This window comes from Cohnella xylanilytica (assembly GCF_014212175.1).
Lineage (GTDB): Bacteria > Bacillota > Bacilli > Paenibacillales > Paenibacillaceae > Cohnella > Cohnella xylanilytica.
The window spans coordinates 13,726-33,744 of the sequence record NZ_JACJVR010000052.1; the positions used below are offsets into that span (position 1 = coordinate 13,726).

Consider the following 20,019-nt stretch of genomic DNA (forward strand, 5'->3'; position numbering starts at 1 on the left):
ATTCGCAATTTTTAAAAGTCTGCCTTAAATAGGGTAGAGAACTTTTCTTTTGTGTACATAGCGATGTAATCGACGTCGCTTAGTTTCAGGTCCAGGTATTTTTTATCGTGGTAAAGATAAAAATCTCGATCGTCAACAACTGGTTGATACTGTACGCTAATATTTTTTTGTTTTTCTTGAAGTTTTGCAGCAGCTTCCCTCTTATACGTCGTTTTTCCGCTACGAAGAAGGAAAAGGTCCCTTCCAATATCAAAAGTCTCATTACTGGTCATTCGAATAAACTCATTGCCTTTCGTATCGTAAGCTTTATTAAGTCGATAGTAGATTTTCCCACCAATTTCTACAGGAAAATCATTCGGCTTCACGACCATAACCTTTGTAATGGGTGTCCAATCAATCGCCGTCAGCAAAGTCTCTTTCGCATCACCAACATAATACTTCTCGTACTTTTTCACGTCCTCTGCCTTCACCACTTCGCTGACGTGAGGCACGTCCTTGCTCCCGATCCAAACATATTGATTGACGACATCCCACTCGACCGCTTCGCCCAGCGCTTCCGAGATGAAGCGAAGCGGAACCATCGTCCGGCCGTTGATCGCGTTCGCCGCTACGTCCAGATTAACGATCTCGTCGTTCGTCACCGCGACCTTCGCCCCGATCGTCAGTTTCACCGTACGGTCCCCTTTGACGATCGTGATGTCGTTCCCCTTGAGAGACAGCTTGCCCCCCAGCTTGTCCGAGACGAACCGAAGCGGCACCAGAATCCGGCTGTCCTTCCGGATAGGCTTCATATCCGGGAACGCCACGCGGCGCGCGTTCACGAGAACCTCTAGCGACAGGTTCAACTTGTCTTGCGCGATTACGATTTTGTCCGCAGCGTAGGACGAAGCCGGAGCGGCAATCATCGAAGCCAGCACCGCGGCAAGCAAAAACCCTTTTTTTCTCATCACAGATCTCTCCTTGGCTTATCGATTGAGGGCATAAAAAAGAAGCACGCGCGACGCCGTTCCATTCGTCTGCGGGTGCTTCCCAGCTTGATGTCCATTATCCGGTTTTTGGGATAATTTATTATAGGGTCATTTTCCAAAATCCGTCAACCCCATTGTCGAAAAAAAGGGGGTCCTGGTCCCAAGCTATTCCGTCGGCTTGATGACGTCCTTCGCGCTGAGCAGCGCGAAATCGCTGAACGAGGAGAGAACGCTGTTGAACTCGTCCTTGTCGCTCACCCGGATCCCGTCCGCCAGCTCCTTCAGCTTCTCCTTCGACAGGCTGCTCTCCAGCGACTTGACGTCGAGCTGGAAGAAGGTGCGAATGATCTTCTCCTTCTTCGGGGGCCCGTCGAACAGCGACAGGTTGCCGACCCGGTCCACGGAGATATAAGCGGACTTGCTGCACTGCGGGGAGAGGTCGTCCACCGACTCCTGCAGCACGACCCGTCCGATCGGGTCGAAGGAGGCGCTCCATTCGCGATGGGCCTTGAGCAGATTCATCGTCTCCTCGGTCGTATGGCGGCCCAGCTGTCTCGTCTCCGAACCGCACAGGTACACGCGATGGAGAACGACCTCGACTTCGCCTTCCCACCGGGACAACGCCGTCAGCGTCTCGCCCCTCTGCGAATGGTCCGGATCGTAAGTCACCGGAAGGTTGTCCGACCAGACCGGCAAAGAATCGCCCCTCCGCGGGGCGGAATCGAACACGTGATTCACGTAAAAGGAGGAGATGAACGTCCCCAAGACGGCGGACCCGACGATCGCGGCGATCCACATTCCCAAAGACCAGACGGGGCGGCGATTGCGCTTGAGACGCTTCTTGAGATCTTTTATGCGTAAACCGAACACCGGAATCCCCTTCTCTGCTTTTTTCCTATTGTTGCCCGGGGATTCCGGCGTTATGCGCAACTTGTTACCACTTCACCCAAGGAAGGCTCTGCTTGCGCCTCGGCTTGGAGGACTTGGCCGGGGACTTCGATTTGATCTTGGCCTTGGCCGCCGACTTTTTGGGAGCGGGCTCCTTCTTGACGGAAGCCGCTTCCGCGTCTCTGTTCACCGGACTGGCTTCCTCCTCCTTGCCGTCCTCTTCGTTCGGCCTTAGTCCCGGCATCGGCGGCATCGGGGGGATCGCAGGAAAATCAGACACGGCTTCCGGATACGGCGCGTACAATGGATGCATCGGATAAGACGAATACGACGGATACAAACCCGGGTACCCGACATTCGCTCCCGGCAAGCCGGTCGCCGCTCCCGCTACGCTCGTCGGCGCCAGATTGGCGACGTTCGCCGCTTCAAGCTTCGACTTGCCCGTCGGCAGCTCGCCGAAGGGAGATATGGCCGTCGGATGAAAAGCGGCGGGCGATACCGCCGTCGGCGAGACGCCGTACGACGTTCCGAACGGAGCGATCGATGCCGGCGATACCGCCGTCGGCGAGACGTTCCCGTACGACGTTCCGAACGGGGCGACCGACGCCGGCGACACTGCCGTCGGCGAGACGTTCCCGTACGACGTTCCGAACGGAGCGACCGATGCCGGCGATACCGCCGTCGGCGAGACGTTCCCGTACGACGTTCCGAACGGAGCGACCGATGCCGGCGACACCGCCGTCGGCGAGACGTTCCCGTACGACGTTCCGAACGGGGCGATCGACGCCGGCGACACCGCCGTCGGCCCATGAGGAACTCCGTAGAAGGCGCCTCCTAAGCCCGGCTCCGGATACCCGAGACCCGGATACCCGCCCGCTCCGATCGGTCCCGTCGCCGCCGGCGACACGGCCGATTCCGGCCATACGGGAGCTCCCGAGCAAGGACTGCAGCCGGGTTGAGGCCATGCGTTGGCGGGAGAGATGGCCGTCGGTTGAGCAGCGGACGCCGGGGAGACGAGAGGCGCGACATTTCCCGGAAAATATCCGCTGTACCCCGTACCCGGATATTCGCCGCTGAAGTGCTGAATTCCGGTCCAGCCGCCCCCATAGGAGGTTGCGTAGGCTTTAGCCATCTCTTCGGTCGGGAATACCGGGTACGGAAGCCCTTCGAGTCCTTGGATCGGTTCGGCTCCGTAGCCGGATTCGAAGCCGTGTTTCTCGTGGGCATGTTCCTTTTTGCCGTAGTCGTATTCTTCGCCCAGCGAGGGAGCCTCGTTCGCGGCAGGGAGCGCGTGTTCATGGCCTGGCCCGTAGCCTCCGAAGGCTTCCTGGGCGTACGGTTGTTGACCGTACCCGAATCCATGCTCGTGCCCATACGGCTGACCATATCCGTAGTCTTGCTCATGGCCATACGATTGACCGTATCCGTGCCCATATCCGTGTCCGTATCCGTCTCCGTAAGGCTTGCCGTAGCCATGGTCATATTCCGCGCCTAGCCCGTACTCCGGCTCGTGCTTATGTCCATGTTCATGCCCGTAACCGTACGCTCCATATCCGTCATGCCCGTAACCTTGGCCGTACGCGGGCCCTGGGGCGAACCCGATCGGAGCGGCATTCCCGACGTCATAGCCGTGGTCGTGCTTGCCGTAGCCATGCGGCGCCGGATAAGGCTCCTCGGCGACGGGGGAGACGACCTCGACGGCCGGAATCGGGTGCTGCTTGAACAGATCGATATGCTGGTACTCGATTTTGACCTGCGGGTAAACGGGCAGCGCGGGAAGAGGGGCGGGCGCGTTCGCTTCGGGAAGGGCCGGAGCTTCGGGCGCGGGCATGGGCATAGGCTGGGGTAAAGGCTGAGGCAAAGGCATCGGGACGATCTCGGCGCCCGGCTTCGTGCCGGTTCCGGGCTTAACCCCCGTTCCCGGCTTCACGCCGGTGCCGGGCTTCCATCCGGTACCGGGGATTTCGACCGCTTCCGGAGAGACGTTCCCCGCTTCCGGGGACACGCTGCCGGCCCCAGGCGGCGTATTCCCCGCTTCCGGAGACACGCTGCCGGTTCCGGGCGACGCATTGCCCGCTTCCGGCGATACGTTGCCGGCTCCCGGCGACACGTTCCCCGCTCCCGGCGATACGTTGCCGACTCCCGGCGACACGTTCCCCGCTCCCGGGGAGACATTGCCGGCTCCCGGCATCACGGCCGTGTTCGCCTTCCCTTGCGGCGGCCACCAGCCGCCATGGCCATGCCCCATAGGCCCGTGCGGGTCCCCCGGGGCCGGATCCATGCCGCCGGACGCAGGCGCATCGACGCCGCCGGACGGGATCTTCGGAATGTTCACGATCTCGCCCGTCAACAGAACGTTCGGATTTTTCAGCTGGGGATTGGCCTTGATCATCGTCTCCAGAGGGATCCCCCAAGCCTTGGACAGCTTCCACAGCGTATCGCCTTGCTGAACCTTGTGCTGATGCATGATCTCGTATTCGGGCTGGGCGGGGGCGGCGGGCTGGGCGGGCGACGCGGGAGCTGCGGGCTTCGGAATCTTGATCTTCATCCCCACGTCGATAACGTCCGGATTGGCGATATCCGGATTCGCCTGAAGCAATTCCTCCAGGGAGACGTTGTGCTTCTGCGCGATGGCGTACAACGAATCCCCTTTTTTCACCACATGGATCTTCAAGCCGTTCCCTCCTGGTCTCTGTTGGATCGCGTGCGGGCGAATGCCCCCCGCACAATCATTACATCCTATGCAGGAGGTACGGTACACGTGCCTATGGGCTTCTTGGCTTGAAAGTAATCGCATAATATCAAGGATTCTCGGATTCGACTTTCTATCCTATCTCTTACTTTTAGTGCCTTTAACATGGTTTTACAACAACTTTTTGCGACAATTTTGCAACAAGAATTCATGGTTGTAAAGGAGCTTCAGACTTACTCACTAGTCGACACTTATTTCCTGTAATTACTTCGGCTAACACCAGCTTGCATCGGTCTGGAATACCCGCTTGGATCGGGTCGATCTCCACCAGTTTCCCGTTGATCTGCATGAAGTGAGCAACAATTTTAATTCGCGTTCGTGCTCGACGTCTCATAATTAATTCCTCCAGTCCATATATCATAAAATCGGTTATTCAAAAAATCGGCCATCTTCTGAGCATGGAAGCTCCAACTCTGCCCTTTGGACCGGGGGTAATAAACGAAGCCTCCATGTGCAACATCAAGGATTTTTCGGAATCGGGGCGGATAGAGTATGTTTTCTTTGATCCATTCACTTTTTCGACTAATTCGCCTTTCCAAATCCTTCATCGACCAGTAGACGCCGCTTAGCTCATTGCTCTTCAACTGCTCCAGTTCTACCCGGCTGATTAGGACATATTCTTCGGGAATTTGAATTACCACTTCAGCTTTTATCCGCTGCATGGTGAACCCTCAAACTCTCTCTTGACGTTCTAACTTCGCCATCCACTCAATGTAGGCAGACTTGCGAATACGTCTTGAATTTCCGCTTTTGAAGCTCCTTAGTTCGCCGCTTTTACATCTTAAGTAGACAGTGTTCGGATGCCATCCAATATGCTCTGCAATTTGTTTGACCGTCAGAATTTCTGGAAGATCGCTAATCCTCATTAATCATCACCGTTCCTCTTATGTTTTGAGACATTGTTCGATGGCTGATCATACTTTTCCTTCGATGAATTTTGTCTTTATTTGTAAAATAAAAAAGCCCCGAAGTTGGGGCTCTAGCGAAATCACTGTATTGTCAGCATGTCGAACTTCTCGGATACATACCGATCATGGGTTGCCGTATGCTCTACAAGCTGCAGGGCGAGCTCCTGGACGCTCTCAGGGGTCATGTCAGGCAATGACGCTATACGGGCTTCAAGCCATCCTGTCGGGTCATGCTCAGCCCTGCTCAGGCTCCATATAAGGCCGCGGTCATTGGTCTGTACCGTAACTGGCTCGAAGTCCTCGAAGCGGCTCACACGGGCTATGGCGAAGCGTCCGAAGCGATCCATGCCGGCGAAGTGGAACGTCACATCCATCGTATCCTTCGGTACCCCTGCGGATAGCCTGCCTTTAATTATCCTGCTGAACATGGTTGCGACTTCTTCCACAGGAGAGTTGACGTCGATGAGGTAGCTACATTCCTTTATCAGCTGCTCGGCTGATCCCCGGAACATACCCGCTCCAACTGGAATGTATATCCCCGCAAACGTACAGACGACTTTGCTGTTAATCTGGTGAATCTTCCGAACGTCGTCCAGCTGAACGCCGGACTCGAGCTGTGTGCGTCGCCGATCGGCTACGGCTACCGCAAACTCCTTCGTTGCGAATACGGCTGCCAGGGTCATTAGTAATTACCTCCCCCACGGCTGGTCACGAACAGTTGAACGGCTACGTTTGCGACGATCCGGCCGAGCGAGTTCGGTGTAATTTCGATTTCGTGCCATTGGCCGCGCTGGATCTTCCCTTCAGCGTCCTTGGCCAAGTACGGTATCAGGTCAAGGTCACTTTCGCTTGTTCCTACGCCTGGGACTGTGTTTCCGTCTACCTTCAGCGTGACGGCCGTCGGCGTCGGTCCTTCATAGATGCCATATTCCAGCGGGTGAACATGGGGCGGCAGGTTGAGGGTGTGTTCATGGTCGATAAAGTGCGCATGGCTGTAGACGTCGTGTTCATGGTTCGGCAGCGTAACAGTCGCGCCGTCGCTTGTTGTCATCACCGCACCACCGCCACCAGTTGCCATCCCTCTAACCTTCGATCCGCCCAGGATTAAGCCACCAGTAATCAAGTTGTTCCCCTGCTTTACGGAACCGTTCCCGTCAACGATGTAACTGTTGCCGTCCTGGATCGTCGTTACAACACCGCCGCCGGCTGCGACGCCTCTCGAATAACAGTGCCAGAGATTCATGCTCTTCCCTCCGATTTAACGAATTCAACAATCGCCCGGCGGAAATCATTAAGGGCATAGAACACCTGTCTGCTGATTTCTTCCATGTCGCGCTTCGTCAGTTGATCCCCATCGTGGCTTTGCTCGAACGTATCGAGATTGAATTTCATCTCCGTATTGAACCTATTTACAACCTCTTGAAGCTTGGTATCGAGTTCATTAAATTTCATACCCATCGTCCCCTTTAGTTAAGTTTATAAGCATGGATTTTCAGTTCGCGTTTGTATCCTTCAAAATCGTCGATTCTTGAAATGTTGTAATCTTCCCCTCGGAAGCGAATCATCATGGATGAATCAACATCATCTCTCCAATTTACATGGAAGATTGCATCCACTCTGTAATTCGTCGCTGCCGCTTCGTAGAATTCTTTCGCCGACGCTTGTCGGTAATAAGCCCATATGTTTTCACCGCCAGTTATGGGCTCCCAGGACTCAACTGGAATTCCCTCGGGGTCCACTTTTTGGATTTTCCCGAGGATTGAGATTTTTTTATCTCGTTTCTGTTGTGATGGGGCCACCCTCTTACCTCCTTCCCTACAAGGCTCTTACGAACTCTTCATAGTGCTCGAACAGGCCAACATAGGCGTCCAACATGGAGGCCATGCCATCGATTCGCATTTTCGCCGCCTGGTTCTTGACTGGAACGATGTTCCCGTTGCGGTCGGTCTGGATGCCGGTGTTCGTCAGGCACCATTTCAGGATCGGGTTGTTGTTGTAATTGATTCGCTTCGCCTGAAGGTCGGCGCCCATCATCTGCATCGGCAAGCTTAATGTCTTCGCCCCCTGGATGCATCGTTCCATCTTAAATCCGTGCTGCTCCATCTCCTCGACCCAATACTTCGCGCTGTAGCTGTCATAATAGACCCACAGAGGCGTGATGCCGTGCTCGTTGACCATTTCAAGGAACCATGCTGTCACGTCCGCATAATTGATGCTGTTGCCGTTACAGAGCCGTAAAAGCCCTTTCTGGAGCCACTTATCGTACGGAATCTTATCCATCTGAACACGCTTCTCGAAGCTTGCACGCGGCAGCCAGTACATCTGGTGAACAAATCTCTGTTGCGTCTCCTTGTCCATCATCAAGAGCGTGGCCGCGGTTAAGTCAGTCGTGATAGACAGGTCGGCGCCGCCGATCGCATAGCAGTTCTTGAATCTAGAGATGTCGAAAGTATCCTCGTTATTGATGTCGTCGAACGTGAGCCATGCGCTGGCGATCGTGTCCCTGACGTTGAAGTCCTTGGTTAGAACGCCGCTAATGTCGTTCGGGCTGTTCTTGGCTTTCTCGACTTTCCGGGAAAGGTCATCCCGCTTCTTGATCGTGCCGAGACCGGGATTCGCCTTCTCCCACATCGCTGTGTCTGTCCATTCCTCGCGCTCGTCCAGCTCGTACAGGATCGGAAGGAAGCTGTCGTCCTGGAACTTCCCATCTACCACGTTGACGGCGTAGGCGTACATATCATCGAAGATGCACTCCCTGACCGTACCGGCCGTGGTAATCATAATGAGGAGCGGCTGTCTGCGGGCGCTCTGGCTCTGTTTCATGACTTCGTACAGGTTCCGGTCTGTCACGCCGTGGAGCTCGTCCATAATGACGCAGTGGGCGTTCAGGCCGTCCAGAGTGTTGCTGTTCTTCCCTAGCGGCTGGAACTTGCTCATGGTGAGCGGGAAATATAGATCGCTCTTGCGCTTCTTGATGTGCTTGGAGAGGTCCGGGCTCTGCTTGATCATGTTGTGCGTCTCATCGAACAGGATCCGGGCTTGATCGCGTTTTGTAGCCGTGCTGTAGACCTCCGCGCCGCCTTCTCCGTCCGCGACCATCATGTAAGCCGCGATGCCGGCCAGCATGGTTGACTTCCCGTTCTTCCGCGCCACATAGAACAGGCTCTCCCGGTAGCGTCGAAGTCCTGTACCAGAGTCAATGAAGCCGAACAGAGCAGCAATATAGGCTTTCTGGAACATTTCGAGGAGAACAGGCTGCCCCGCCCATTCTCCCTTGCTGTGCTTGCAGAACGCCTCGATAAACTCGATAGGCTTATTCGCCTTGGCCTCGTCGAATACGTATTTGCCCGGGTTTCTGATTTCTTCCACCAGTCGCTGATATTGCTTCTGCACCCGCTTGGAGACGGTCGCCCTTCCCGCCTCGATCTCTTCCCAATAGGCAAGAACCCAGTTCATTTAATGAATTCAAGCAGCGGGTCTTTGGTAGGTACAGCATTTGCGGGCGGAAGAAGATCGGCGAGCTGCTTCGAGAGGAGACTGAACCGCTGGACGGTCGTGTTGTAAGCCTTAAGCGCCGGATGCTCGCGAAGGAACTCCTGCGCCCCTTGCTTGAACATGGCCGTCGGCCCTTCCTTCTCTACCTGCTCCTTTAGCGTTGAAAGGGTCTTCTGCATGAAGACGAGCTCGTTGTATAGACTTTGCGCGAGAGCCTGACGTTCTTTGGGGATGTCCTTCATGCTCGCTTTAAGTTTCTTCATTTCCGCCGAAACGTCCGCGACATTCTGCGATCTCATGGAATCACTCCTTTACTATTTATAGTGACTAACCCACCCTTAATACGATTTCTCATAGAGGGGCTTCAAAAGGGGCCGCGCCGGTCACAGAAATCTGCCTGCTCGTTCGTAAACCGGGGGGGACCGGTACAAGGTTGCCGTTCGCGTCGAATGTCAGCCCCTCGGCGCATACCTCAGCCTCTGCAAAGTGTTCGTGCTGGTGACAAGTTCGGCAGACCGCCTCCAGGTTGTCCCAGCTTAGCGTGACACTTGGATCATGGATGTTCTGAGGCGTGATGTATGTCTTGTGATGGCATATCTCAGCCAATCCCCCGCACCGCTCACAGATGTAGTTCCTACTCGCCATATAAGCGTTCCGGCACTTGATCCACGCTGCGCTATGGTAGAACGCCTTGGCGTATTCCTGCGCCATTATTCCAACGTCCTTCCGATTGCTGTCAGTCCCACGAGAAGACTGTCAATCGTGCGCTTTAAGCGTTCGGTATCCGGTCCCTGCTCGTAGTACCAGAGCTGTAGGATAAACTTCGCGATGGTCTGCGCCAATGGATGCACCGGCTCCGTATCCCACGATCTGCCCGTGCTCACTTCCAGATAGGACGGAATCGAATCGATCAGCGCTTGAATGATGTTATCGTTGTCTGTTCCATCGAGTCTAAGCGCTTCTCTACCTTCTTTAAGAGTAATCAGCATTTGAATTCACTCCCTTGTGAAAAGGGAACCAGCGTCTTCGCTGATCCCCTTCTTGTTTGCATTTCCGAAATTCGGAACCGCAATTTGTTGTTATGCCGCAGACTCCGACAGCTTGATGAACGCTTCGTCGATAAGCGGCTTCGTGTCAGCGATCGCCAATGCGCGGTAGTCGATCAGACCGTTTTTGAAGCTCGACTCCCGGGAAACTTCGATCAGGATGCCTTGCGGGATGTTGTACCCCATGTAATTGAAGTTGCCCAGCACGATCGTGCCGTCTTCGATGTTGTCGTCGATGGTGACCGGTTTGCCTAGGATATATCCGATTTCTTCGTTCTTCGGATCGGAGATGAAGATCGGCCGGCCGTTGGCGTCCACGATGCTGTAGACGTTGTTGTAGAGTGTCGCGTTGCTCATGGCGAACCGCGCACCGGCTCCGTATCCGCGCTTGAGCATCCCCATCATCTTCGTGAAGTCCGTATACTTCGGAATCTGGCCGTTCGCATAGGTGAAGCTATTGGATGCATTCCACGTAATGCCCGACAAAACGCCGGTGCCCTGACCGCTTCCAGTTCCATTCACCAGAGAGTCGGCGATTGCCTCCATGACGCTGTTGCTCAGCTCGTCGATGATGTAGGCTTCGAATGCGGTAATGCTCATGCGGCGAACGGTAGCGCTCATCGACATGATCTTCAGCAGCTCATAGCCAGCGAAGGAGACATATGCCGTCGTCGCCTTCTCGCTCTCGACGTCCGCGCCTTCAACGTGCCAGGCAGCTTTACTCGTCGGGGTACCGATCGGGACGCGGAGATTCGTCGGAATGTTGAAGTTCCGGCATACGCTGATGAGGCCGCCCATCTTCCGGGCCTTGCTGATGATCTCGTTCAGCGTGGTCGTCGGCAGGACCGCGGCGCTGTCTGTGGTCGTGTTGAACGCGTCAGCGCGGCGCTCGGTGCCCACAAGCTCCATAGCCCGCTTGTAGGTTCGGGATTCGCCTTCATTCAGCTTCTGGCCCAGCAGCGTCTTGAAGAATGCGCTGCGGTACTCGTCGGTGGCGAACACGTCGCCTTCCGGATCGCGTTGGGTTTGCTGTTGGAAGTTCATGCCCGTGATCGGGTTGAACCCGGCGCCGGCTCCTGTGCTGCGCTGTTCGATATTTGCCTTGGCTTCCTTAAGGCCGTCCAGTTCGATGTTCAGCGACGCGATGTCGGCGTTTGGATCGCTGTCGACCAATTGGCCGATTTCTGCGGCTCGCTTCTCGAGGTCGGCGATGCTATGGTTGCGATAGTGGTTGAATGCTTCTGCTACGGTTTTGAATTTCATGGCGTGTTACACGCTCCTCTTGAGAATTTGGTTGATCTTGATTCGTGCTGCAGCTCGTTCGGGATCCTTGAGCTTTGCCCAGGTCCCTTCAATCGCTGCCCGGGCTTCTACGCTCGTTTGAGGATAGGCCGGGAAAGGGCAAATAGAAAACTCATATACTTTTTCAATCTTGGTAATCGTCCTGGTGTTCGTCTTTGCGTCAAAGTGGCTGCCGCCTTCTGGTACTTTGAAAGCAAATGACATGCCGGAAAGGTCGCCGCGCTTTACTGCCGTATAAACGCTTTTGCCTTCCTCTGTTTCTGGAAGCTCTGCGGTCATGGTCAGCCCTGCCGGGTCTGCTTGGAACCGCATTGTTCGTGGTGTACGGGCCAAAGGGATTTTACTCACGTCATGGTTGTACAGTAGGCGAATGTCGGATAAATCCGCACCGTCTAAAGCCCCGGACCGTATAACCTCGGTGTACTCTCCAAAAACGTCTTTTATGGTGGTCGGCTGATCGTACACAATCGGTCTACCACTTAGAATAAGGCTGCTTTCTCCTGCCGGATCGGCTGCTCTTAGTTCTGCTACTCTTAGTTCCTTCATTCCTGGTTCCCCTCGCTTTCGCTCAATTCTAGCTCTAGCTCCCTGATGATTTCCTCCAACCTACTCATTACCCGTGCCCTCCTGGTTCGGTAGGTCATCGTTTAGTTGGTACTGGTCGGCCTTCTCCGCATTGACCACGTTCAAGGTCTGAAGTCTGCGGTCGCCGTCCTCTACCGGGGGAAGATTCAATATGTCTAACGCCTGGTTGATGGTGAACAGCCCAAGCGGCATTAGTTCCTTGAGGATATTCGTCTTGGTCGCGTTGCTGGCGAATTGGAGCCGGTTGGCCTCGAAGATGATCGAATTGCCGAATGCCTTCTCCCGCTGCGTAAACAGCTTGTCCGTCAACTCCAGCGAGAATTGGACAGCTAGCGGTTCAATCACGCTTTCATAGAAGGCGGCCCACTCGTCCTCCGTGTAGGTGCTGTTCACGATCTTTTCGCTGATCCCCAGGTACTCGTAAATCTTGGTTTTGACCGCGGTAAGCTGCTTCTCGTCAATGGCGACTGGTTTCGGATCAAGCGGGATATAATCGGCCTTTTGGTCGATAGCCGCGATGCCCCCGTTGTTGCTCACCGTCAGGTAATCGTTGATGAACGCTTCCTTTTCGGCCTTGAGCTTATCCGGAGCGATGACTTGATTGAATTTCAGCAGCCCGCGGATCGTCGCTCCCGCCTTGATCGCGTTCTCCATTCCCTCGCTTTGGGTATGCGCCAGGTCCAGCGCCGGGAGAATGGCTGTGTTCGCCTCACCTAACAGGTCGTTGGAGTTGAAGAACCGGCGAGTGACGAACACTTCGGAGAACGGCAACGTGAACTTTTGCCCGCCGGCCAGAATGAACGCGCAGTAGAGCGTTCCAGCTCCGTCCACGACGTATTCCATGCTTTGCGGACGGACCGGCCAGATGCCGATAAGGTTGCCGCGCTCGTCCTTCTGGAGATAGGCGAAGGCGTTGCTATGAAGGTAGTAGTGCGTGACCAGCTTATAAATCAGGTCATAAGCCGTCATGTACGGATTCGGTCGAACTTGCAGCAGATAGTTCAAGCTGCTGTCTCCCGTCTTCCGCCGTTGCTCCGAAGTGACGACGTGCGTCCCTCGGAGCTTCGCCGCGTTCCGAGCGATTGCGTCCACGGCAGCGCGGTAGATGTCGCTTTCGTAGGCGTCACCGCTGAATGGCGTGAAGAACGCAGGGCCGCCGCTCATAACCTCGACACTCGTCGTCTGCTGCTCTCGCCTTCGCCCGAAGATTCGGCTTAATAAGCCTGCCATCCCATCAACTCCCTGTAATATCATTTTAGCATTATATTTAAAAACTATCGATAGTAAATATGTTATAGGTATTAACTATCGAAAAAGGACATTGGAATAATTTTTGGAATAATCCGCGTTAATTTTGACGTCTTGGTTGTATTTTTCTCGTTTTTTTAGCGATATGGTTGTATCGATGCTCCGCCGCCCTCGCTGCCTCCCTCTTTCGTCACCACGAGCCCAAGAATCAGGGATAAGCGGAGGAGCGCGTCAGACTTAATGCGCCGGTAGTGCCGCTCGCTATATCCAAGATCAAGTGCCAGATCAGTGTCGGAGACGAAGTCATCATCGATGTATCGCTTGCGAATCAGGCTTTGATGAAGCGTTCCTAGCCGTGCCACGGCCTTTTCTACGCGTTCTATGTGCCTTCTGCGGCGTTCTGTCTCTTCGAGGTTGCGAAGGGCTACAGAAGCCGTTGAATCGCTCACTGTGCCCGTGTATCCGTGATAGCGCACTTCGTATGATTGCGTGATCTGCGGTTCAATCGGAATGTACTCGGTGACTTTGTATTCTCGGACTCGCTTTAGATACTCTTCCGTTCTTGCTTTCGTCGCCTGCTTGTCCAAATTGATTGCGTAGGTTTCCATCACCTCACCAGCCCTATGCCAGTCTGTAATTAAGCTGTTTCCGGTCGCCATGCACTACTACGCAATGGTCTTTAGACATTTCAAATATTCGAGTGGCGGTAGCCTCATCGAACTCACACATGGCGTCGATATCGAATTCAGAGGATACGAGAATCGGTAGATTGTTCAAATACCGATAGTTGATGATGGCAAAGGCTTGTTCGATCTGGAATTCCGTCGGAGTCTTCCGGCCCTTCCACATGTCATCGATGTACAAGACGTCGATCCGCTGCATGAGTCCGATTCTGGTTTCCAGTTCGTCAAGGTTGTTTCGGAGCTCGGCGAATCCTTCTACCCAAGGGAAATAGATCAAGGGGACGCCTTTCCGCATGAGGTGATTGGCTACAGCCATGCAGAGATGAGTTTTGCCGCATCCCGGATTTCCGAGTAATGCCAAGCTATTCCGCCGCTTACCCTTGTTTTCATGAAACCATTTAGCGTAATCATAAGCGGCTTCATACGCTGTTTTGACGATTTCCGGCCTGTCTTCAAGATCAAATGCGCCGAAGGACTTCGTTTTAAACTCGTCTGTGATCCGGCTTTGCTTCATGATTCTTTCTGTTTTTCGAGAACTGCCGCAATGCTCGCATTCCCGCCAGTATTCGAGGCCGTCTTCGCCTTTAACTAGGTAGCCCATCTGATCTTTGCACGTAAGGCATCGATACGACTTCGCGTGTTCTTGGCTTGATCCATCCGAGTTGGCCTCCTGTAACTGAATCCGCTGGATTCTTTGGCGCAGCTCCTCCATATCGAACCCCTGGGCGATTTCCTTGACTGCTTTCACTCCTATCCCTCCCGTTCCTCTCCTGATTCATTTTCATCGCTAAGTCGGCGAATTTTGCCCTCAGCTTGGACGCGCTAAGAATATTCGTTCGCCAGAAGTGGTGCGACGTAGCCCAGTCAATCACGGACCGGACAAGCGATTCATCCACCTTGTCGACTTCAAGGAGCTTCCGGAACTCGTCAGCCCATTTCTGAATATTCGCATTTCTGACAAGGTGCCCTACCCCGGATGCTTCCGCATGGTCCATTATCTTTTCGTGAAGATAAACCGCCATTACGTAGGGAGAAGAATCCTCGGAATAGGTCTTGCTGTTCCGAGAAGAAGTCTTTTGATCTTCATTCTTTACATTCTTATCATTCTTTACATTCTTGTTTGTGGTCACTTGTTGGTCATCTGTTGGTCGTTTGTTGGTCACTTGTTGGTCAAACTGCTGGTCATCATTTTGGTATTTATGCCAGTTAAGTATTGATACGACTGAATATTTGTTGGTCGGTTTGATGGTCAAAAATCCGCCGTTTTCAAGAGCCTCTAACCATCTCCATACCGTTTTAGGGCTTTTTTGTTGGTCAATGGGCAAACCCATGTTGAACATCGCATGAAGGTCGAATCGACCGGTCACGAACTCGCCTGGCATTAAGTGGACGATCTGGCGACCGACGATTTGATCCCGCTCTTTGTGGGTCGCTTCGAACAGGCATATCAGCCACAAGCGAAGCAATTCGACATTGTTAAAGATGGGGTTCTCCCGCAATTTGCGATGAAGCTTAATCCAGCCTTCCATGCCGCATCACCGCTCTTAAGCCTGATATTGTGCCAGCAGCTCCCCGCGAAGCCAGAGTTCGATGTTTTCTCGATGGAATAGAATCCGGCCGCGCACCTTCACATGCGGAAGTTGGTTTTCCCGAACCATTGTATAGATGGTTCCGGTCGACACGCCCATCAATTCCGCCGCCGTCTTGACGTCCACCGTTTGGCGCTGCGGCTTCTGTGGAGCCTGTTGCACCGGATCAGGGCTTTGCATTTCCTGCCGATGTCCGATAAGACCTTTATTCTCCAGAAACTCCATGAACTCGCGGAGGAGCGCTTCAGCTTCCGTTGCTTGAATCCCCATAGGTATCTTCCTCCTCATATTGTTGAATGATTGCGTTGCGCTCGGCGCGAAGTTGTTCGATCCGGGCCCCGATAATTCCCCTCACGTTATAGGTAGTGCCGTCATCCAGATCCGCTATCTGATTAGTCGTCAGCTCCTTCGCCAGCCGTACATGCTCCCTTGCGATCTCTACGAGTCGGTCGCCATGCTCGCTATTAACGGCCATCCAGATTGCCCGCTTACTGAATTTCTGCTCATTCATACTTCCGCACCCCGCAAACGTTGGAAGATATCCATGATATCGCGGTCATTGGATATGTACCGCGTGTAAGTCCGTTCCGCCCACTGGACAGCCTCATGCTTGCTCATTCGTCGAACCTCTTGCTTGATCGCCGCCGCCGTCTTGCCATAGCGACGAGAGGCGAGCAGCTTGAAGTATTCGCCCATGAACAGGGCGCCCTTCGGATTCTTGTCCATCATCTCCAGCAAACAGAACTTGAGAATCCCACGAGCGGACAACAAGACGCCTTCGGGATCTTCCGGGTTCGGTCTTACGTCCGCCCCCTTCTCCATCAGTTGAGAACTTGGCTTGAACGCTCCAGGCGTGTTCCTGATTCGTCTCATTGTCACGTCTGGGGCGTTCATTTGGGCCCCGTAAGAGACGAACCGAACGTCTCGTTCGTATTCCACTTCGAAGCCTTCGGACTTCAACGAATCAATCAGCGTTAACAGGCAGGCAGCAGCTTCGTTGATGGAAAACGAATCCTCATACATTTTGAATTGCCCCGCCCCGACGTCGATCGCAATTGCGTAGTGAGAGAACGGATCGCCGTCGCGGATCGGGAAGACGAAGATTTTCCCGCCGAGCCGCTGTTGCATTTCCCTGGCCATTTGTTCGATCGTCATTGGTTTATCACCTTTCTCCATTCAGCGAGCGCTTCTTCTTCGCTGCCGATGTAAACTTGGCTAACCGAAACACGGTAAACTTTCAATAATTTCACGAAGAGGGAGAGCGAGGCGGAACGATTGTTCTTCTCCCAACGTCGAAGTGTTTTGACATCAATTCCAGCTTCCTTTGCTGCCTGTTGTTCCGTCTTGCCGGCGTTTTCCCTTATCATTCTCAATGTCAACTTCACTTGAAACCCTCCTCAAATGAATGGTTTACCGTTTATCTGCTGAATCGAGGTAATGCCATATTCAGTTTTCAAGGAGCGGGTTAGATCATTCCTGAGCCAGTAGCGCCAGCGCGATCAGATTGCCGCGCTTCGTGCGGACGTACAAGCGGCCACCAAGAGCTACACCACATAGTCCCAATTCGACGATTTTTATGCTAACCATGGTTTACATGACTTGCAAAAAAAATCTCATCCGGGGATCTCTTCAGAGCTTCGCAAATGGAGAGCATTAACAAACCGTTAGGAACTTGCCCCTTCAATTCAATGTTTGTGATGGTTTGTCGGCTCGTTCCAGATCGACGAGCAAGCTCAGATAGTGGCATCCCTACCTCCTTCCTAACCATACGAAGCCTGTTGTTGCTAACCATGTGTTACACCTCCTTGTCATTCATAATACATGATGATATCATTAGTGTCAACCATGGTTTGCATTGAGGGGGAATATGAATGTCTGAGTTCGGAAATTACATCAAAGAGCTACGTGGAAACAAGAGCTTAAGGGAATTAGAGCGCCTTTCTAATGTTAGTCACACATATATCAGTAAGCTTGAAAAAGGCTTTGACCCAAGATCTGGCGAGAAGATTGTGCCCTCCATCGATACAATAAAGAAGTTGGCATCTGCTTTTGATATTGATTATGTTGAACTCATGGATAAAGCAGGGTATTTTGATGACGATGCAAACGTGTACTTAAAATCTGAGCTATATAACGAATTAACATCTGGACTTAAGGTTATGGAATCTCAAATTCAAAATATGAAAGATGATGCTATCGAGAGCCTAAAGCAAGGAACCATCCCATTAGACAAATGGTTACTTACAGGAAATACAACATGGAGAGGTCGCACCTTAACAGTTGGGAATGCACGGGATTTAATGGCTTTTTTGGATAATTGCCTTGACAACGAAATAGAGCACATAATAAAGCACCTTAGAATCAGGTACAACGGTCGCAAGTTAAATGAAAAGGATCGTGAACGCATACTAGATATGATTAAAGTACTATTTCCTGAAGATGCGTCGAAGGAGACGTGAGCGTGAAAAACGATCGGAAGATGGTTATTAACCTATCCATCGAGTTAACCGACGAGCTTATTTCAGCTATTTCAGTCGCCGTGGTTTCAGCGTTAGGAAAGATGAGCTACGCAGGCTTCAACCCAAAGTCCGGATTCGATTTCCCCAATGAATACGATGGCACCTCCGAGCTTCTTACTCCACAAGACATTGCTGATTATCTACAGAAGAGTCGAAGGCGCGTTTATGATCTATTGCGTCTAGAGCCGCAATTCGGAGGCATTCCAAGCTTCAAAGTCGGATCCGGAAGAAGAGTCAGAAGAGACGATTTTCTTAAATGGCTTGAATCACGCGAGCGGGGGTGAGCGATTGGATACTGCGGGATTCATCGAAGCTCTAAGGGCAGACATCAAGCGGGAACTTCGAGAAGAGATTCGAGAAGAGCTTAAACAAGAGCTTAAACAAGAGCTCTTGGATGAGTTAATGCCACTGATCGAGAAGAGAATTAGTAAGAATCTATTTACATCTAAAGAAGCAGCAGCCTATCTAAGAGTATCCCACGGCACGCTTTGGCTATTAATGAAGAATAAAGAACTCCCTCATTTTCACATAGGTCGCAGGCTTAGGTTTAGACAAAGCGACCTTGACCAGTTTATCCAGTCAAAGATGCAAAAGAATTTTCCGAAGGTGGTCGAGCAAAATGGCTAGCATCCGCCAGCGCGGAGAGAATTCTTGGTTGCTTACCGTCATGGCCGGCAAGGATGCAAACGGGAAGTACATCCGACGATTTAAAACGGTCACGATCGACGATCCAGCCCTTTTGAAGACGAAGAAACGGCTCGACGACTTCCTAAATTCGGAATACGTTAAGTTCCGGGAAGAAGTAGAATCGGGGGAATACATCAAGCCGGAGAAGATGACGTTTCGGGCGTTCGTGGAGAACTGGCGCCAGAAATACGCCATAAAGCATTTAGCATTCAAGTCGATCGCCGCATATGAGACTCAGCTCCGTTCGCATATCCTGCCGGAATTCGGAGAGATGAAGCTTGAAGATATCAAGCCGCTGCATATCGTCGATTATCTGGACAAGCTTGAACAGGCGAAAAAAGCAAAGGGTAACGGAGGCCTTGCATCTAGCACCATCGAAATGAACCGGCGTGTACTGATGAACATCTTTAAACGCGCTGTAGAATGGCGGATAATTAAGATCAACCCAGTTGCGACCGTTGGTAAGCCGAGAGTTACCCATCAAGAGATTGAACCATTCGATGAGAACGAAGTTAGGCAGCTCCTTCAAGCGCTCCAGAAAGAGCCGTACCACTGGCGTATAATGATTACTCTAGCCCTTACAACGGGCATGAGACGCGGCGAGATGTTGGGCTTGGAATGGAAGCACATTGACTGGAAGAACGGCATTATAGAAGTGTCGCAAACGCTTGTTTATGCAAACAAGGGTGAAATCATCGTCAAGGAGCCGAAAACGAAGAACGGCCGGCGTAAGCTTTCCCTACCCGTCTCTGTGCTCGATGATCTTCGAGAATACTATGCTTATCGCGTGAAGGAACGGGACAAGCTTGGAGACGCCTGGAACGGCAAGGATAAGCATGGGCGTGAATGGAACTTCGTTTTTAGTCATGCGGACGGGACGCCGTTTCACCATCATACCCCGAACCAATGGTTCCGCCTATTCTTGCAAGCTAACGGCATTCGACGTATTCGCCTTCATGATCTGAGACATACATCCGCAACGCTGCTGATAAGCCAAGGCGTCCATGCTAAAATCATTTCGGAGCGCCTGGGACATGGAAACATCAGCACGACCATGAACATCTATGGACATGCCCTCCGGTCAGCCGATCAGGCCGCGGCGGACAAGTTCGAATCCCTTTTCACGAAGAAAACAACGGCCAAAAACAAGACGCCTTGAGCCCTCCGCTCTTGGCGTCTTTTGGTGTTGGTTCAGACGTTTCCGCAAAGGTTTTTGCGACAATTTTGCAACAAACACTCTTTTCCTATTAAATAAACCCAGTAATATCAAGGCCTACAGCCGTCCAACATCCTATGCAGGAGGTAGGCAAATGACATCCCCTCGGCAAAAAAACCGCTCCGCCAAAAGG

Annotated in this window: 28 protein-coding genes; 4 read left to right on the plus strand and 24 right to left on the minus strand. The window is 52.8% G+C overall.

The genetic code is table 11. The features are described 5' to 3' along the window. Nucleotides 1-11: 11 nt before the first annotated feature. From H7B90_RS12970 to H7B90_RS13080, 24 genes are all read right to left on the minus strand, one after another. Nucleotides 12-947: a copper amine oxidase N-terminal domain-containing protein gene (locus tag H7B90_RS12970; RefSeq protein WP_185136311.1), complete on the minus strand. Its 936-nt coding sequence runs from the start codon at nt 945-947 to the stop codon at nt 12-14. Nucleotides 948-1,133: 186 nt separating this feature from the next. Further along, nucleotides 1,134-1,838, minus strand: a complete 705-nt coding sequence (locus tag H7B90_RS33400; RefSeq protein ID WP_185136312.1) for a BofC C-terminal domain-containing protein — start codon at nt 1,836-1,838, stop codon at nt 1,134-1,136. Nucleotides 1,839-1,902: 64 nt separating this feature from the next. Further along, complete coding sequence (locus H7B90_RS32925; RefSeq protein ID WP_260410998.1) at nt 1,903-4,530, minus strand: LysM peptidoglycan-binding domain-containing protein; 2,628 nt, start codon at nt 4,528-4,530, stop codon at nt 1,903-1,905. 383 nt (nt 4,531-4,913) lie between these two features. Then, nucleotides 4,914-5,270: a DUF771 domain-containing protein gene (locus H7B90_RS12985; protein ID WP_185136313.1), complete on the minus strand. Its 357-nt coding sequence runs from the start codon at nt 5,268-5,270 to the stop codon at nt 4,914-4,916. 9 nt (nt 5,271-5,279) lie between these two features. Beyond that, entirely contained in the window at nt 5,280-5,474 is a 195-nt protein-coding gene (locus H7B90_RS12990; protein ID WP_185136314.1) for a helix-turn-helix domain-containing protein, read from the minus strand. A 122-nt stretch (nt 5,475-5,596) separates the two neighbouring features. After that, nucleotides 5,597-6,199 (minus strand): Ntn hydrolase family protein, encoded by a 603-nt coding sequence (locus H7B90_RS12995; protein ID WP_185136315.1) that lies wholly within the window; start codon nt 6,197-6,199, stop codon nt 5,597-5,599. Further along, the gene (locus tag H7B90_RS13000) at nt 6,199-6,759 is read right to left on the minus strand and encodes a hypothetical protein (protein ID WP_185136316.1); all 561 of its coding nucleotides are present in this window, start codon (nt 6,757-6,759) and stop codon (nt 6,199-6,201) included. The genes H7B90_RS12995 and H7B90_RS13000 overlap by 1 nt, the downstream gene beginning before the upstream one ends. Beyond that, nucleotides 6,756-6,968, minus strand: coding sequence for a hypothetical protein (locus tag H7B90_RS13005; protein ID WP_185136317.1), 213 nt, complete (start codon nt 6,966-6,968; stop codon nt 6,756-6,758). Before H7B90_RS13005 ends, H7B90_RS13000 begins: the two co-directional genes overlap by 4 nt. Nucleotides 6,969-6,982: 14 nt before the next feature. Next, nucleotides 6,983-7,315, minus strand: a complete 333-nt coding sequence (locus tag H7B90_RS13010; RefSeq protein ID WP_185136318.1) for a phage head closure protein — start codon at nt 7,313-7,315, stop codon at nt 6,983-6,985. Between the two features lie 16 nt (nt 7,316-7,331). Continuing rightward, entirely contained in the window at nt 7,332-8,972 is a 1,641-nt protein-coding gene (locus H7B90_RS13015) for a terminase large subunit (protein WP_185136319.1), read from the minus strand. Continuing rightward, on the minus strand, nt 8,969-9,274 hold the full coding sequence (locus H7B90_RS13020) for a hypothetical protein (RefSeq protein ID WP_260410999.1): 306 nt from the start codon (nt 9,272-9,274) through the stop codon (nt 8,969-8,971). The genes H7B90_RS13015 and H7B90_RS13020 overlap by 4 nt, the downstream gene beginning before the upstream one ends. Nucleotides 9,275-9,362: 88 nt before the next feature. Continuing rightward, the gene (locus H7B90_RS13025) at nt 9,363-9,722 is read right to left on the minus strand and encodes an HNH endonuclease (protein WP_185136321.1); all 360 of its coding nucleotides are present in this window, start codon (nt 9,720-9,722) and stop codon (nt 9,363-9,365) included. Then, nucleotides 9,722-10,000: a head-tail connector protein gene (locus tag H7B90_RS13030; RefSeq protein ID WP_185136322.1), complete on the minus strand. Its 279-nt coding sequence runs from the start codon at nt 9,998-10,000 to the stop codon at nt 9,722-9,724. Before H7B90_RS13030 ends, H7B90_RS13025 begins: the two co-directional genes overlap by 1 nt. A 90-nt stretch (nt 10,001-10,090) precedes the next feature. Continuing rightward, on the minus strand, nt 10,091-11,320 hold the full coding sequence (locus H7B90_RS13035; RefSeq protein WP_185136323.1) for a phage major capsid protein: 1,230 nt from the start codon (nt 11,318-11,320) through the stop codon (nt 10,091-10,093). A 6-nt stretch (nt 11,321-11,326) separates the two neighbouring features. Further along, nucleotides 11,327-11,905 (minus strand): HK97 family phage prohead protease, encoded by a 579-nt coding sequence (locus H7B90_RS13040; protein WP_185136324.1) that lies wholly within the window; start codon nt 11,903-11,905, stop codon nt 11,327-11,329. 60 nt (nt 11,906-11,965) lie between these two features. After that, a complete protein-coding gene (locus H7B90_RS13045) occupies nt 11,966-13,174 on the minus strand; it encodes a phage portal protein (RefSeq protein ID WP_185136325.1) in 1,209 nt (402 codons plus the stop codon). Nucleotides 13,175-13,329: 155 nt separating this feature from the next. Next, nucleotides 13,330-13,800 (minus strand): ArpU family phage packaging/lysis transcriptional regulator, encoded by a 471-nt coding sequence (locus H7B90_RS13050; RefSeq protein WP_185136326.1) that lies wholly within the window; start codon nt 13,798-13,800, stop codon nt 13,330-13,332. A 13-nt stretch (nt 13,801-13,813) separates the two neighbouring features. Then, on the minus strand, nt 13,814-14,578 hold the full coding sequence (locus H7B90_RS13055) for an ATP-binding protein (RefSeq protein ID WP_260411016.1): 765 nt from the start codon (nt 14,576-14,578) through the stop codon (nt 13,814-13,816). Continuing rightward, nucleotides 14,460-15,404, minus strand: coding sequence for a phage replication protein O (locus H7B90_RS32930; RefSeq protein WP_260411000.1), 945 nt, complete (start codon nt 15,402-15,404; stop codon nt 14,460-14,462). The genes H7B90_RS13055 and H7B90_RS32930 overlap by 119 nt, the downstream gene beginning before the upstream one ends. A 15-nt stretch (nt 15,405-15,419) precedes the next feature. Then, a complete protein-coding gene (locus H7B90_RS13060) occupies nt 15,420-15,734 on the minus strand; it encodes a helix-turn-helix domain-containing protein (RefSeq protein WP_311772725.1) in 315 nt (104 codons plus the stop codon). Further along, nucleotides 15,709-15,975 carry a hypothetical protein gene (locus tag H7B90_RS13065; protein WP_185136327.1) on the minus strand — a complete coding sequence of 89 codons (267 nt, stop codon included), beginning with the start codon at nt 15,973-15,975 and terminating at the stop codon, nt 15,709-15,711. The genes H7B90_RS13060 and H7B90_RS13065 overlap by 26 nt, the downstream gene beginning before the upstream one ends. Beyond that, nucleotides 15,972-16,619 (minus strand): hypothetical protein, encoded by a 648-nt coding sequence (locus H7B90_RS13070; RefSeq protein WP_185136328.1) that lies wholly within the window; start codon nt 16,617-16,619, stop codon nt 15,972-15,974. Before H7B90_RS13070 ends, H7B90_RS13065 begins: the two co-directional genes overlap by 4 nt. Further along, entirely contained in the window at nt 16,616-16,849 is a 234-nt protein-coding gene (locus H7B90_RS13075; protein WP_185136329.1) for a helix-turn-helix transcriptional regulator, read from the minus strand. Before H7B90_RS13075 ends, H7B90_RS13070 begins: the two co-directional genes overlap by 4 nt. A 194-nt stretch (nt 16,850-17,043) precedes the next feature. After that, complete coding sequence (locus H7B90_RS13080; RefSeq protein ID WP_185136330.1) at nt 17,044-17,256, minus strand: helix-turn-helix transcriptional regulator; 213 nt, start codon at nt 17,254-17,256, stop codon at nt 17,044-17,046. 79 nt (nt 17,257-17,335) lie between these two features. Here H7B90_RS13080 and H7B90_RS13085 point away from each other — a divergent pair, with 79 nt between their 5' ends. From H7B90_RS13085 to H7B90_RS13100, 4 genes are read left to right on the plus strand one after another with little or no spacing between them, the layout of a single operon-like run. Beyond that, entirely contained in the window at nt 17,336-17,923 is a 588-nt protein-coding gene (locus H7B90_RS13085; protein WP_185136331.1) for a helix-turn-helix domain-containing protein, read from the plus strand. Between the two features lie 2 nt (nt 17,924-17,925). Continuing rightward, nucleotides 17,926-18,267 (plus strand): helix-turn-helix domain-containing protein, encoded by a 342-nt coding sequence (locus H7B90_RS13090; RefSeq protein WP_185136332.1) that lies wholly within the window; start codon nt 17,926-17,928, stop codon nt 18,265-18,267. Nucleotides 18,268-18,271: 4 nt separating this feature from the next. Continuing rightward, nucleotides 18,272-18,610, plus strand: coding sequence for a helix-turn-helix domain-containing protein (locus H7B90_RS13095; protein WP_185136333.1), 339 nt, complete (start codon nt 18,272-18,274; stop codon nt 18,608-18,610). Further along, entirely contained in the window at nt 18,603-19,829 is a 1,227-nt protein-coding gene (locus tag H7B90_RS13100) for a tyrosine-type recombinase/integrase (protein WP_185136334.1), read from the plus strand. Before H7B90_RS13095 ends, H7B90_RS13100 begins: the two co-directional genes overlap by 8 nt. The last annotated feature ends 190 nt before the right edge of the window (nt 19,830-20,019 follow it).

What these genes read in the sequence shown, in the direction of transcription:
- H7B90_RS13030 (WP_185136322.1), bottom strand. Translation starts at nt 10,000, where the DNA reads ATGCTGATTACTCTTAAAGAAGGTAGAGAAGCGCTTAGACTCGATGGA.
- H7B90_RS13080 (WP_185136330.1), bottom strand. Translation starts at nt 17,256, where the DNA reads ATGGTTAGCAACAACAGGCTTCGTATGGTTAGGAAGGAGGTAGGGATG.
- H7B90_RS13100 (WP_185136334.1), top strand. Translation starts at nt 18,603, where the DNA reads ATGGCTAGCATCCGCCAGCGCGGAGAGAATTCTTGGTTGCTTACCGTC.
- H7B90_RS13050 (WP_185136326.1), bottom strand. Translation starts at nt 13,800, where the DNA reads ATGGAAACCTACGCAATCAATTTGGACAAGCAGGCGACGAAAGCAAGA.
- H7B90_RS13045 (WP_185136325.1), bottom strand. Translation starts at nt 13,174, where the DNA reads ATGGCAGGCTTATTAAGCCGAATCTTCGGGCGAAGGCGAGAGCAGCAG.
- H7B90_RS12970 (WP_185136311.1), bottom strand. Translation starts at nt 947, where the DNA reads ATGAGAAAAAAAGGGTTTTTGCTTGCCGCGGTGCTGGCTTCGATGATT.
- H7B90_RS13060 (WP_311772725.1), bottom strand. Translation starts at nt 15,734, where the DNA reads ATGGGGATTCAAGCAACGGAAGCTGAAGCGCTCCTCCGCGAGTTCATG.
- H7B90_RS13000 (WP_185136316.1), bottom strand. Translation starts at nt 6,759, where the DNA reads ATGAATCTCTGGCACTGTTATTCGAGAGGCGTCGCAGCCGGCGGCGGT.
- H7B90_RS13015 (WP_185136319.1), bottom strand. Translation starts at nt 8,972, where the DNA reads ATGAACTGGGTTCTTGCCTATTGGGAAGAGATCGAGGCGGGAAGGGCG.
- H7B90_RS12990 (WP_185136314.1), bottom strand. Translation starts at nt 5,474, where the DNA reads ATGAGGATTAGCGATCTTCCAGAAATTCTGACGGTCAAACAAATTGCA.
- H7B90_RS13040 (WP_185136324.1), bottom strand. Translation starts at nt 11,905, where the DNA reads ATGAAGGAACTAAGAGTAGCAGAACTAAGAGCAGCCGATCCGGCAGGA.
- H7B90_RS13065 (WP_185136327.1), bottom strand. Translation starts at nt 15,975, where the DNA reads ATGAATGAGCAGAAATTCAGTAAGCGGGCAATCTGGATGGCCGTTAAT.
- H7B90_RS12995 (WP_185136315.1), bottom strand. Translation starts at nt 6,199, where the DNA reads ATGACCCTGGCAGCCGTATTCGCAACGAAGGAGTTTGCGGTAGCCGTA.
- H7B90_RS13025 (WP_185136321.1), bottom strand. Translation starts at nt 9,722, where the DNA reads ATGGCGCAGGAATACGCCAAGGCGTTCTACCATAGCGCAGCGTGGATC.
- H7B90_RS13070 (WP_185136328.1), bottom strand. Translation starts at nt 16,619, where the DNA reads ATGACGATCGAACAAATGGCCAGGGAAATGCAACAGCGGCTCGGCGGG.
- H7B90_RS12985 (WP_185136313.1), bottom strand. Translation starts at nt 5,270, where the DNA reads ATGCAGCGGATAAAAGCTGAAGTGGTAATTCAAATTCCCGAAGAATAT.
- H7B90_RS13005 (WP_185136317.1), bottom strand. Translation starts at nt 6,968, where the DNA reads ATGAAATTTAATGAACTCGATACCAAGCTTCAAGAGGTTGTAAATAGG.
- H7B90_RS32930 (WP_260411000.1), bottom strand. Translation starts at nt 15,404, where the DNA reads ATGGAAGGCTGGATTAAGCTTCATCGCAAATTGCGGGAGAACCCCATC.
- H7B90_RS13035 (WP_185136323.1), bottom strand. Translation starts at nt 11,320, where the DNA reads ATGAAATTCAAAACCGTAGCAGAAGCATTCAACCACTATCGCAACCAT.
- H7B90_RS13085 (WP_185136331.1), top strand. Translation starts at nt 17,336, where the DNA reads ATGTCTGAGTTCGGAAATTACATCAAAGAGCTACGTGGAAACAAGAGC.
- H7B90_RS13020 (WP_260410999.1), bottom strand. Translation starts at nt 9,274, where the DNA reads ATGAAGAAACTTAAAGCGAGCATGAAGGACATCCCCAAAGAACGTCAG.